Source organism: Vibrio sp. 10N.222.52.C3 (assembly GCF_041474195.1).
GTDB classification, from domain to species: domain Bacteria; phylum Pseudomonadota; class Gammaproteobacteria; order Enterobacterales; family Vibrionaceae; genus Vibrio; species Vibrio crassostreae_C.
Map to the genome: position 1 here is coordinate 1 of NZ_JBFRTQ010000120.1, position 12,919 is coordinate 12,919.

Sequence of the window (12,919 nt, forward strand, 5' to 3'; positions counted from 1 at the left end):
CCATGCTCGGCGCACAAATAAGTAGCCGAGCACATAACTGCACTCGGCTATCAATCATTCACTCAAAAATCTAAAAGCAATTATGCCAATAACAGAGCTTGCAGGTCAGCTAAAGACTTAACTTGATAATGAGGGTTAATACCTGCTGGTGCTGCTTTCTCTTGGCTGTTCAACCAACACGTCTCAATACCAAAATCCAAGCCGCCTAAAATATCTGAATGCGGGTTATCTCCGACCATCAATACGCGTTGTTTTGCTGGTAAGCCAACAAGCTTGTGTGCATGTTCAAAGATTTCAGCGTCTGGTTTCGCGACACCGACTTCTTCAGAGATGATCACATGGTCAAAGTAATCTGTCATGCCTGTGCGTTCTAAACGTATAGATTGCAGCTCGGTAAACCCATTCGTGATGATACCCATGTTCACTTTGCCTTTTAAAGACTCCATCAACTCTTTTGCACCTGGGAGCAGAGAACAGATATCCGCCATTGCGGTCAAAAATGCACTATTTAGTTCTGCTGTTGTTGTCTCTAACTTTGTTGCCCAGCTTTCAAAACGCGCGTGCTTCAGTTGAGCTGCCGTAATGCGGCCATCTTGATAATCTACCCAAAGTGGTAAATTAACCTCTTGGTAAACCGAATAATCCTGTTCACTAAAGTCCACACCAAAACGGGAGAACATCAGCTTCATTCCTTGAAAAGCATCAAAGTGGAACAAGGTTTCATCCGCATCAAAGAATATCCAATCGTACTTCATTTTCTGTCCTGTTATTCGCGTTGTTGAGCAGTGCTGTGTTTGTTTTTATCGTAGTTTTGCTTAATTTTTCTCTTCGCCTTGTAGGCTGGCAATCACTTTACTCGTAAATCTGTGAGCCTGTATATAAATCTAATAATTTATAGAAAACAAGCAGCAAGTCATGATGTATCGCAAATTTTGCCACATATTAAACCAATACCATACAAAAAATACATTTAAGTACCGGGAGGTATTATGAAGCACTTTTTACCATCGTCTGTCATGCTTACCCCTTTTCTTGTCAAATACTATGACGAGGAGACAGAAGACACGCTTGATTCTGAAGAGTCACAAGAACCTCAAATTGAATGCAGTGACGACTCAGATAAAACGTCGACACAAGCCTAACTAGAGCAGCTTTCAATGAAAAAGCTTACTTTTCATTGTTATAGAGCACCATTCTGCCCTTAGTTGAATCAATTTATCACTATCCATTACTGACAAAGAACACAGCCAAAATCCATGAAAACGATTGCTATATGAGCCCTATCACAGCGACCAGCCACAAAGTGGTAGTTCGGAATCAAAGTTGTTCCAGATCAATGGTCGACCACTTGAATCCCGACAACATGTAGGAAATTAAAAATCATAATTAACGGAGTTTTCCAATGTCTACTGCATTTTACATCCCTACAATCAACTTCATGGGTACTGGCTGTCTGAAGGATGCTGCTGATAGTATTCAGTCTCAAGGCTTTAAAAAAGGTCTGATCATTACTGATAAGATCCTGAATCAAATTGGCGTAGTTAAGCAGGTACAAGACCTTCTTAGCCAGCGTGGCGTAGACGCAGTTGTATTCGACGGCACTCAACCAAACCCAACCATCACTAACGTGAACGATGGTCTAGAATTGCTGACTGACAACGATTGTGATTTTGTTGTTTCTCTAGGTGGCGGTTCTCCACACGACTGTGCAAAAGGTATCGCTCTGGTTGCTTCTAACGGCGGCAAGATTGCAGATTACGAAGGTGTCGATCAATCTGAAAAACCGATGATGCCTCTTATCGCTATCAACACGACTGCGGGCACCGCTTCAGAAATGACACGTTTCTGCATCATTACTGACGAAGCTCGTCACATTAAGATGGCTATCGTTGATAAGCACACAACACCGCTTATCTCAGTAAACGATCCTGAGTTGATGCTTGCTAAACCTGCATCATTAACTGCTGCAACGGGCATGGACGCGTTAACGCACGCTATTGAAGCTTACGTTTCAATCGCAGCAACGCCAATTACCGACGCTGTAGCAATTAAAGCAATCGAACTTGTGCAAGCGCACCTAAGAACAGCAGTAACGCACGGCGAAGACATTGAAGCTCGCGAGCAGATGGCTTACGCACAGTTCATGGCGGGTATGGCATTCAACAACGCTTCTCTTGGTTATGTTCACGCAATGGCGCACCAACTGGGTGGTTTCTACGATCTTCCACACGGTGTATGTAACGCTATCTTGCTTCCACACGTTCAACGCTACAACGCGCAAGTTTGCCCTGAGCGTCTACGTGATGTTGCAAAAGCAATGGGCGTGAATGTTGAAGGCATGACAGCAGAACAAGGCGCAGAAGCGGCTATCAACGCGATTGTTCAACTTGCAAACGACGTGAACATCCCAACAGGTATCGCTCAACTTGGTGCGAAACTAGAAGACATCCCAACGCTGTCTGACAATGCACTGAAAGATGCTTGTGGTTTCACCAACCCTAAACAAGCAACTCACGAAGAGATCTCAGCGATCTTCGAAGCGGCAATGTAACTCTCAGTAGTGGCATCCTCTTGAGGAGCTTCCGTATAGAAGCGTTATAAGAGAGCAACTTTATATTCTAGTTTTAGTGCGGGCTTACCACTGGTGAGCCCGCTTTTTTATCGAGTGACATCACACTTAAAAAGTGAAACAGATCACACATTCAAACAATAGCACTCGTTATTTTCGAAGACCGTACTACTCCCCGCACAATCAACATCTTTCTTGTTGCTAAAAACACTCTGATTAATTGTCTTTATTTATCTTGGTGTTATATGACCGGTGAAATATCAGCCAAACAAATATATACCAAGCCTTAATATTCTTATAAAAAAATGGCCACTTTGCGCACCTTGCACAACTGAAATTCGTTTCCTAGCTTTCATATGCAACAACTCTATACAACGTCAGTTTAGGATGAACCAATGAAAAAGAACCCACTCACTATTGTGCTAGGGCTAAGCGCTAGTGTGAGTCTGGTCGGGTGTTTTGACGACTCAGATACAGACTCATCTAGTGATACCAGCTCTTATAGTGTGACAGCCATTGACGGTTATCTTCGTGATGCCACTATCTGGCTGGATCTCAATAAGAACTACGTTTTAGATAGCGGAGAGCCCACCGCCACATCGGGAGAAGGTGGTGTTGCTGAGTTAGATGTCAGCGGTATCAATAACCCCTCCCAATACCCGGTTGTGGTACAGGCGATCGCAGGACAAACCATTGATGAAGACCAAGGCCCAGTCACAAAAAGCTACGTGATGTCAGCACCAGCAGGAGAAACCGCTGTCACTCCACTTTCTACACTCGTACATAACACATTAGAGCAAGACTCTAGCCTTTCCATAGAAGATGCAACCCAACAAGTCGCGACTCAATTGGGTATCGACGTCGATGATGTTCTCGGAGATTTCTTAGAAGGTGATGGCGCACCAAAAGCCGCCTATGCCGCTGAAAAAATCGTTGAATTAGGTGTGCTGCCAGCAGATCCAGAAGATCTGCAAAAAGCGACAGAAGAAGGCTCCTCTGAAGCAGGCAAGTTCAGCATTGTGGTTGCTGGAGTCAACGAAGAAATCAAAGCCATTCTCGATACCATTGATGACGAGCAAACCCCAGACCAAATCAAGGATAACTTAGAAAATACTGCCGACATCGTCATTGCCGATGAAGACGGAGACGGCGTCAAAGATAGCGTCGACGAGTTCTTAGGTAACCCTAATGAATGGGTTGACGCCGACGGCGATAGCTTGGGTGACAACCTTGAAGACCTCTATCCAAATGACAGCGATAACGATGGTTACAGCAATGATATGGATGAATTCCCGAACGACGACACGCGTGCTGGCGATGACGACAACGATGGCTATAACAACCTCGATGATGAATACCCAACAGATCCAACACGAGCTGGGGATTCCGACGGTGACGACATCGATAACATAGATGATCAGTACCCTAACGACACCGACAACGACGGCTACGACAATGACGTCGACATGTATCCAAATGACAACACCCGCGCGGGTGATGACGACGATGATGGTTACGACAACTTAGATGATGACTATCCAAGCGATGATACACGCTCGGGTGACTTAGACAATGATGGCATCGATAACCTTGATGATAACTGCATAAACACTGCGAATGCTGACCAAGCCGACTCGGACAACGATGGCGTTGGCGACGCGTGTGCAACCAGCATAGTGTTAACTTGGGATAGCACCAATTGGGATGATAGCAACTGGCAGTAAACGCCTGCTCACCGAATACGGATATATAAGGAATTTAACATGAACACCACCATGAAACTTGTGTTGGCAACAGCAGTTAGCAGCGCGTTTACGTCGAGTGCATTCGCTGAGGTGCCAAATACTTTTACCGCCAATACTCCTGCTAAAGCGAGCGAGGTGAATGCAAACTTCACCGCGCTTGACCAAGATATCTCATCCTTAGGCTCTGAGGTTGATGATTTAACGGATGAGGTGGAATCTATCGAGGCGAGAGTTACCAGTTTGGAAGGCTCTGGCGTTTCGTCAGATGCCTATTCGACCGTCGATATAAACTGTAATGACGACGCTGATTCTCTGAAAGATGCACTTGAAGACTCTCGCAATACCACCACCAGAACGACTTATAACGTCACAGGCTCATGTAATGCGGTATTCATTGTTCGTAATGACGTAAAAATTGTCGGTGTGAGCAGTGCCAGTATTCTTGCTGGTACCACTGAAGACGAACCAGAAGCAGTTTTCATTGATGGTCAATCCAGTGTGAGGCTCCAAGACATCACCCTTGACGGGATGCTCTTCGCCAGAAACAGTTCATCAGTACGCTTCGACGATGTAACTTTACCTACGGCGGTGATTGATGGTGATGAATATCAAACTAACGTAACAATTCGAACCTCTTATCTAAGAGTCAATTCAGGTTCAGTGAATAATCTCGCGCTACACCTCAACCGCAACGCCAGCGTTGATATTCGTAGTAGTATTACAGGTAACGCTCCTCAAGCTATCGCCGATGCAAACTCTAGCCTTGTGGTTGATAGTGGTGACGTATCCTTTACTAACCTAGAGGCTATAGGTAGTTCGTTTGTTTATGTTTCAAATCTCGTCGCAGAGAATGTCGTTGTTGAGGCTGGATCGACTCTAGAAGCCGATGAACTCACAGTGAGTAATGAACTGGAAGCATGGGGTAACTCACGAATCTCGGTTTGGGGCGATGCCACCATCACAAACGAAACTTACATCTCCCAAGCTAGCTCTTTTGTGTCAGATGGTGATGTTTCAAGTGGCGTTTTCGAATGTGAATCCAACTCGATGTTCCAGGTTCTCGGTAATCTAACTGTGACCGACACCTTTGAATGGGATGACTCCAATACCAGTGGCTTGAGCCTACAGCGTGGTTGCCACGGGCAATACGGGGTCAATGAAGAGAATGGCGGTACTTTTAATGGCTCATTAATTAAAGATAACTACTCGGCATTAGTAGACGGCCAATATATGGAGATAATTCCGAACTAATTCGCGCTAAAGGCGTAAACGATATTCTCTATATTAAGTCGGGAAAGCAACGCTCTTCCCGGCTTAACTATTCTATTTACTCAATTTGGACAACAACTCTTCACCAAAATACGAATTACCTGTTACTTCAGTCAACCAATCATTCACCGACAGCAAAGAAACAAACACGGCAGGTTGGTGATGTTCATAATAATCCCATTTAACGGTCTCTGGAATGTAACCATGATTAATACCCACTAACTCCCCATGTTGGTTATACACGCCGCCTCCCGACATGCCGATACGAACTAAACCAGTAGATGCAGACATTGTGCACCCTTGCCAAGTTGCGACATTAATCTCACCAATGTAATAACCACCGTTAACCGTTGGCTCACGCGTCATTGGATAACCAATATGAGCGACAAACTCGCCACGAAATACTACCCCCAGTTTGGATGACTGTTTGCCTGGGACGTTTAATTAATGCCACATCGCATTCAGGATGATAAATCACCTCCAGATCTAAATTGTCGAGCACATGCTTATTATGTTTTGCCGTTAACACCCAATCTTCATCTAGTCTAACGGTACTTGCTTCAATGGTATGAATAAGCGGGACTCCATAAGTAATCTTCTGATTTTGTTGCATAAAACCCTCTTTATGGGGTTTTGTTGCAGAAGAGAAACCATTGCTACAGCCAACCGACGCACCACACAATAACAGCATGAGTACATTCGATTTTGTAGACATAACACCCTCCGACTTTTCATTTATCGAGTTTCAAGGATGCTGCACCATTAAGGCTAGCCAAAAAGATGAAAGGTAACTAAACAACCGCATGCAGTTAACAATTGCGCATAAGGGCGCTAAGTTGGAGAGTTTCACTATATTGCGAGGGTGTCTCTTTTCGTGGAGTGGGAGTGCAAATACTAATGCGGAAAGAAAAAGAGCATGCTCAGTGGTATGCTCTACCCCAAGCAATACCAACGATGGTTGGGAATGCGAGCTGTCCGAAGAACCACCAAGCTAGTCCCATAAATACGCCACCGAACAGAAACCAAACGATGCTTCCTATTGTTTTCATTCTGTATTCTCCAAATCTTTGAATGCTGTTTATTTGATATGCCGATTATGGCAATGCTTGCTCTAATACGTTCATTAGTGTGAGTCCGTTTTCTTTTATCTATCCAATCCCTTTCAAACCTTTATCCTCCTCGCTAATCACTAAAAAGTCGCATTGTTGCAATCGCTTAGTTATAGTTAAACTATTGATATATAGAATGACAAACAGGTTCCATTGAGTCGTAAGATAGCTAGCACCTCATTATTAGCATCACTTCTTGCATACTCCGCTCAAGCAGAGGAGCAAAATGAGTGCCACAGTCAGCCGTTAGAAGACGCCCCTGTCGAAAAAGCTTACCATTTCCTGAACAGTAAATTTTGCCAACCCGCTCTGTGGTTTGATAGTTTTTTTGTTGATGACCGCATTACCGAAGATGCCAGAGCTGGAACGTCCGTCCGTTGGTATAACGATTTTATTTACTCGGAAGGTGGCGATGTCGACTACTCAACAAAACTCAAGGCGCGTCTGCATCTTCCTTTTGTGAGTAAACGCCTAAAGTTGATCTACGAGTCTGTCAGCGATGAAGAGTTCTTGGATTTTTTCCCGAATGATTCAGATGAATTGGACAGTGCGTTAGGCCTACGTTACGATGCTTATGCCAAGGGCTATAGCAGCTTCAATATTAAGGCAACATTGCAACCGCGTATCGAAGCTCGCTACCTATTTACCTACCCTCTCACCACCGATGCCGTATTCAGGCTGACCCAACGTGTATATCAAGAAAAACAAGAGACTGGTGAGATCAGCGACATCGACTTTGATCTTTCTTTAAGTGATGATTTCTTGGCTCGATGGTCAAGCTTTGCAGGATATAACGACGACCTTAAAGGTTGAAACTATGGTACAGGGCTAACCTTGTATCACTACCTTGCCCAAGATCAAGCACTTCAATATAGCGCCACGATTAATGCAACGGATGAGCCTCATAATCATTACGAATACGCTCAGGTTTCGGTTACCTACCGACAAAACGTATGGAAAGAGTGGCTGTTCTACGAACTCATCCCTCGTTATCAATGGGAACGAGAACCTCATGAGAAACACACCGAAGAAGCCAACATCACCCTTAGACTTGAAGTCTTGTTCAACAATGTCTAGTGAGTGTTTGTGAGATTGGGGCATCGTTAGATAGAAAACGAGGCACAAAAAAGCACATCATGTGATCTGCTTTTTCAGTTCTATATAAGGCTTAAACTGTAGTCTTAACCCTTGTAGTTTCTTACTCGTGCCGCTTCTGCTTCACGCTTGTCGACAACGGTTTTACCGATTGGCGCCAATGAGATAACCGCGAGCTTAAGGTGCTGAATCGCAAACGGAATACCTATAATAGTAATGAAACACGCTACTGCTGACATGATGTGACCAATCGCCAACCAGATCCCCGCAAATAAGAACCAAATAACGTTACCAATCACACCTAGCGGGCTCGTGCCGATGTCCATTTCATTGGTTAGCTCATCACGCGAAATCGCTTCCTGACCAAATGGGAAGAATGAGAAGTTACCCATAACAAAACATGCTCTACCCCATGGAATACCAACGATGGTTAGGAATGCGAGCAGTCCGAAGAACCACCAAGCTAGTCCCATAAATACGCCACCGAACAGAAACCAAATGATGTTTCCTATTGTTTTCATTCTGTATTCTCCAAATCTTGTAATACTGTTTATTTCATATGCCGAGTAAGGCAATACTTGTTCTAATAGGTTCATTATTGTTGAACCTTTATGAACCGTTTATGAATCACTTACATTTTATGTGATTGATACACGCCACGAAACGTCAAATCCGCATAGGGCTCATCGATTTTATTTGATACCATGCTCTTAGATTTTTAGTACCACAAAGCTAAACAGCTACAATAGCTATAACAACTAATTGAAGGCCGAATTTATGAACAACACTGAGCAACCTAAAAAGAAAATGAAAAACTGGGTGCCAATCGTCTTCTTCGGACTTCTCAGCACAGTCCCAGTGTTCATGTTCTTAGTTGATGTGTACATCAACCAGTATATGTAACAGAGCCGGACATCCTAGCTATATAAATGGATATAAGAACCCTTTCCTGTATCCATTTCAGTTCCAATTAGATCAGTTCTTCTTCAGCCAGCTCTTCGTTAATCAAATCAGCTCTTCGCTAATAAAATCTAGAATGTCTATCAGCTCATGATCAGGCAAATTTAGTAGGTTATCCCCTACATACCATTCAATCTTACATTGGTTTGGCAACTCACTGATCGCTGGGTTTCCTATCCAAATCTTGTGTTTCTTCGCTATGTTATCTCTCACAATAATGCCGTCTTCATAGCTCACAGGTAAATATAGGTGAAGCATGTTGACCTGCGGTTGCTGCGGATTAACAGTGAACTGAGGATAGTCTAATAAGATTTGGTAGATCTGTTTTGTTCGCTCAAACAGTGATGGCATCAACTCTAATCGCTCATCAAACTGCATTGCTGCTGAAACCACATAAGGCGTTCGGTGATAAACATTGCCACCTTGGCGCTTCATCCACGCAGATGCTTTCGCTACAAAGGCTTTATCGCCCAACAATAACGAACCACCAAGGCCATTGAGACCTTTGTACAGCGAAACATAAGCACTATCGAAGCCCTGAGCAATCTCGCTGTATGACTTTTGGTAATAGGCGCCGCATTCCCACAAACGCGCACCATCCATATGAAGGTGAATTGATTGTTCTTTGCAGTACTGCTTGATCGCTTCAAGCTCATCCCATTCTGGTAATTGGCCGCCGATTTCACGCATGGGTAATTCATATAGAGCGGCTGCAATCTCATCAGGCCACGCCTTTAAGTCATCAACATTCCAAGTGCGAAATACGTTGCCAACGGGAAGTACATTGAAGCGGTTTTGGAGCTGATACCCTTGGCGTTCATGACGCATGATATGACTCGATTCATGCATCGCCACTACAGGGTTTCTCTTCTCTTGGCACGCAATTTCTAATGCTGTTGGTTGATTCATGGTGCCGGTAATCACAAATACAGCCGCTTCATAACCTAGCAGTTCCGCGACTTTGTTTTCGAAGCTCTCGATAAACTCACCATCGCCGTAGCTATCATGGCTCACATCGTGTGTCTCACACCATTCAGCCATCTGAGCGAATGTTTGTGCTGGAGTCGGTTCTAGGTGACCGGAAAGCAACAAATCACATTGTTGACGCAAGTCCATGCTCATAGTTTTTCCTTTATTCATTATCGTTCTATGTAGGGTTATTGGATTATTTACGTTACCCACCAACGGTGACATAAAATGCCCATATTCGCTTTTACTATTCGTGAATAATTAGTTTTACTCAGTCATCGGCGGCTTATGCCAGGAATACTCAAATTGACGGATGTTTTATATAATTAAGTACCTAAAAACACACGCATCTAAATAGATAAGTATGGGCTAATTCGTTGTTGTTCAACCATTCTTCTATTATTGTATATCTATAATTCCAATAAATATTATTCGTTAATGGACAAAGAGGGCTATATGTCGAAAAATCGAGTCTTGGTGCTATTCGCCCACCCTTCTCAGCATCGCTCTGAAGCTAACAAACCCTTATTTGAACAAGCCAAACGCATTAACGGGGTTACCTGTGTCGACCTCTATGCTGAGTACCCAACCTTCAAGATCAACATCGATCGTGAACAGAAACGCCTGTTGGACCATGACATCATCATTTTTCAATTCCCACTATATTGGTACTCAACCCCCGCGATTCTTAAAGAATGGCAAGACCTTGTTCTCGAATATGGCTTTGCTTATGGCACCGACGGTAATGAACTGCAAGGTAAAAGCTTGTTATGCAGTATCACCGCTGGTGGCAAGAAAGATGCTTATCAGACAGACGGTTATAACCACTTCACCATACGTGAACTGCTTCACCCAATCGAACAAACAGCATCTTTGTGCGGCATGAACTACTTGGCCCCATTGGCTTTATTTGGTTCACGTACTGCGTTGGAAGAAGGCCGAATTCAAGATCACGTAAACAGCTATAAAACACTTTTAGAGGCTTTTGTTGCGGGCGAAGTCGACCTTAAAAAGGCAAGCAAGGCTGAAAAGCTAAACCATTACGTTGATGAACTGATGAGCAGAGGTTAAATCATGACAGGATATTTTCTACAAGCATTTATCTATTTGCTCGCGGCAGTCATCGCGGTCCCTATCGCTAAGAGATTTGGCCTCGGCTCTGTGCTTGGTTACCTGATTGCCGGTGTTGTGATTGGCCCAATTATTGGTTTAGTTGGCGAAGAGACGACAACCATTCAACACTTTGCCGAATTCGGCGTGGTTATGATGCTGTTCTTAGTCGGGCTTGAACTTGAGCCTAAGATGCTTTGGGCAATGAGAAACCGTCTTATGGGACTGGGTGGCCTGCAAGTTGGTGGTACTACCGCGATTGTAATGGGTATTGCTCTGTTCTTTGGGCAGCCTTGGACGATCGCACTGACTATCGGTTTGATCTTCGCACTGTCATCTACCGCGATTGTACTCCAAACCTTTAACGAAAAAGGGCTATCCAAAACAGAAGGCGGAAAGAACGCTTTCTCAGTCCTACTGTTCCAAGATATTGCCGTCATTCCTATGTTGGCATTTATCCCTCTATTAGCCTTGCCAGAATTAATTGAAGCTGCACAAAGCGCGGTTGCTTCGGCTTCTGATCACCATGAAGAGTTAAGCCTCGTCGCTGGCCTACCCGGTTGGGCTTATGGCCTTGTGATCACAGCATCTATTGCGATTGTTGTTGTCGGTGGGCACTTCTTGAGTCGTCCACTGTTCCGCTTTGTTGCAAGCTCAGGTCTGCGTGAAATCTTCACTGCAACCGCACTGATGTTGGTAATTGGTATTGCTGCACTAATGAGCCTAGTCGGCCTATCACCGGCTTTGGGTACCTTCCTTGCGGGTGTGGTATTAGCCAACAGTGAATTCCGCCACGAACTTGAGTCTAATATCGACCCGTTTAAAGGGCTACTACTTGGCTTGTTCTTTATTACCGTAGGTGCAGGCATCAACTTTGATGTCCTATTCAACGACTTTGGTTTGATAATTGGCCTCACCCTTGGCGTTATGCTACTCAAAGCCTTGGTGTTATTTACGTTGGCGTTAATCTTCAAAATCAAAAACAGTGACCGTTGGCTGTTTACATTGAGCTTGGCGCAAGCCGGTGAATTCGGTTTTGTCCTACTGAGCTTCTCATCCCAAAACCATGTACTACCAGCTGATATTGTTCAAACACTGTCGTTGGTTGTTGCACTTTCAATGTTCCTAACGCCAGGGTTATTCATTCTATTTGATAAAGTGATACTTCCTCGTTACGAGCAAAAGTCTAACGATCGCGAAGAAGATACCATCGAAGAGAAAGGTACGGTGATCATTGCTGGTATTGGCCGATTCGGTCAGATTGTTAACCGCTTATTGGTATCGAATGACGTCAACACTGTGGTTTTGGATCATCAAGCTAATCAAGTCGACTTGCTACGTTCAATCAACATCAAATCTTACTTTGGTGATGCGACTCGTCATGACTTATTGCATACCGCTGGTATCGAAGAAGCCGCGATGTTGGTTGTGGCTATCGACAACCAAGACTCAAGTGTTGAATTGGTCAAATACGTTAAACACAACTACCCTAAAGTGAAAGTCTTAGCGCGTGCATTCGACCGTGGTCATAGCTACCGCTTAAGAGAAGCGGGTGCAGACTTTGTGGAATCAGAGACCTACCATTCTGCTCTTGAAATGGGTGCAGAAGCCTTGCGTTCTTTGGGTCATCACCCATTCTTTGTTGAACAACAAAAATCGACGTATCAACGTGTTGAAAGCCGTAAGTCTGAAAAGCTCTACCAAGCTTGGTCTGAGGCAGAAGAGAACCCGCGCTACGACAACAACTACCGACAAATCTTCATTCACCTTGAAGAAGCAATGAAAGAAGATATGAAAAAAGACCGTTCAGACAAGCACTCTCGATCTGAACGAGGTTGGACACCGCCACCGAAAGGCTATGCTGATGGCTTTGAGGAAGAAGAGTCCTAAGCAGAACTCTAAATAACGGCGCTAGATAACCATACTAGGCAACCATCAAAAGCGGCTATTTAGGCCGCTTTTTCTTTCATTGAACCCCTACAAAACGTCAAATGAGCATAAGTATCAGGTGCTGAAACTCGTAATCCGAGAGATTTATGTGATCTAGCTAAAATTTTTAATTTCTGACCACATGGGCTTTGTTTCCTAAATCA

Annotated in this window: 12 protein-coding genes and 2 pseudogenes; 8 read left to right on the plus strand and 6 right to left on the minus strand. The window is 44.1% G+C overall.

Annotated features, from left to right (window positions below):
* Positions 1-80 precede the first annotated feature (80 nt).
* Complete coding sequence (gene yjjG, locus AB4517_RS17710) at positions 81-755, minus strand: pyrimidine 5'-nucleotidase (RefSeq protein WP_065584585.1); 675 nt, start codon at positions 753-755, stop codon at positions 81-83.
* 234 nt (positions 756-989) lie between these two features.
* Here yjjG and AB4517_RS17715 point away from each other — a divergent pair, with 234 nt between their 5' ends.
* The 4 genes from AB4517_RS17715 to AB4517_RS17730 all read left to right on the plus strand — a co-directional run bounded on the left by AB4517_RS17715 (position 990) and on the right by AB4517_RS17730 (position 5,565).
* Positions 990-1,142 (plus strand): hypothetical protein, encoded by a 153-nt coding sequence (locus AB4517_RS17715; RefSeq protein ID WP_372149029.1) that lies wholly within the window; start codon positions 990-992, stop codon positions 1,140-1,142.
* A gap of 260 nt (positions 1,143-1,402) precedes the next feature.
* Positions 1,403-2,551: an L-threonine dehydrogenase gene (yiaY, locus tag AB4517_RS17720; protein WP_372149032.1), complete on the plus strand. Its 1,149-nt coding sequence runs from the start codon at positions 1,403-1,405 to the stop codon at positions 2,549-2,551.
* 413 nt (positions 2,552-2,964) lie between these two features.
* Complete coding sequence (locus tag AB4517_RS17725; protein ID WP_372149035.1) at positions 2,965-4,293, plus strand: hypothetical protein; 1,329 nt, start codon at positions 2,965-2,967, stop codon at positions 4,291-4,293.
* Positions 4,294-4,332: 39 nt separating this feature from the next.
* A complete protein-coding gene (locus AB4517_RS17730; RefSeq protein WP_372083802.1) occupies positions 4,333-5,565 on the plus strand; it encodes a hypothetical protein in 1,233 nt (410 codons plus the stop codon).
* 72 nt (positions 5,566-5,637) lie between these two features.
* On the opposite strand, the gene AB4517_RS17735 is transcribed toward AB4517_RS17730, so the two are convergent.
* The 3 genes and pseudogenes from AB4517_RS17735 to AB4517_RS17745 form a co-directional block, all read right to left on the minus strand.
* Positions 5,638-5,949: a hypothetical protein gene (locus tag AB4517_RS17735; RefSeq protein ID WP_372149038.1), complete on the minus strand. Its 312-nt coding sequence runs from the start codon at positions 5,947-5,949 to the stop codon at positions 5,638-5,640.
* Positions 5,939-6,298 carry a hypothetical protein gene (locus tag AB4517_RS17740; protein ID WP_372149040.1) on the minus strand — a complete coding sequence of 120 codons (360 nt, stop codon included), beginning with the start codon at positions 6,296-6,298 and terminating at the stop codon, positions 5,939-5,941. Before AB4517_RS17740 ends, AB4517_RS17735 begins: the two co-directional genes overlap by 11 nt.
* 214 nt (positions 6,299-6,512) lie before the next feature.
* A pseudogene (locus AB4517_RS17745) lies at positions 6,513-6,632 on the minus strand (YccF domain-containing protein); the annotation flags it as partial.
* Positions 6,633-6,845: 213 nt separating this feature from the next.
* On the opposite strand from AB4517_RS17745, the pseudogene AB4517_RS17750 reads away from it, so the two are divergent.
* Positions 6,846-7,769: pseudogene (locus AB4517_RS17750) on the plus strand (hypothetical protein).
* Positions 7,770-7,873: 104 nt separating this feature from the next.
* Here the strand turns inward: AB4517_RS17750 and AB4517_RS17755 are convergent.
* Positions 7,874-8,308, minus strand: coding sequence for a YccF domain-containing protein (locus tag AB4517_RS17755; protein ID WP_004730224.1), 435 nt, complete (start codon positions 8,306-8,308; stop codon positions 7,874-7,876).
* A gap of 256 nt (positions 8,309-8,564) precedes the next feature.
* Between AB4517_RS17755 and AB4517_RS17760 the strand changes: the two genes are divergently transcribed.
* A complete protein-coding gene (locus tag AB4517_RS17760) occupies positions 8,565-8,690 on the plus strand; it encodes a hypothetical protein (protein WP_017060906.1) in 126 nt (41 codons plus the stop codon).
* Positions 8,691-8,792: 102 nt separating this feature from the next.
* Here the strand turns inward: AB4517_RS17760 and AB4517_RS17765 are convergent, their stop codons facing one another.
* Positions 8,793-9,869 (minus strand): low specificity L-threonine aldolase, encoded by a 1,077-nt coding sequence (locus tag AB4517_RS17765; RefSeq protein WP_372149046.1) that lies wholly within the window; start codon positions 9,867-9,869, stop codon positions 8,793-8,795.
* Positions 9,870-10,172: 303 nt separating this feature from the next.
* On the opposite strand from AB4517_RS17765, the gene AB4517_RS17770 reads away from it, so the two are divergent.
* Positions 10,173-10,787: an NAD(P)H-dependent oxidoreductase gene (locus AB4517_RS17770; RefSeq protein WP_017060908.1), complete on the plus strand. Its 615-nt coding sequence runs from the start codon at positions 10,173-10,175 to the stop codon at positions 10,785-10,787.
* A gap of 3 nt (positions 10,788-10,790) precedes the next feature.
* Complete coding sequence (locus AB4517_RS17775; RefSeq protein WP_372149043.1) at positions 10,791-12,716, plus strand: monovalent cation:proton antiporter-2 (CPA2) family protein; 1,926 nt, start codon at positions 10,791-10,793, stop codon at positions 12,714-12,716.
* Positions 12,717-12,919 lie beyond the last annotated feature (203 nt).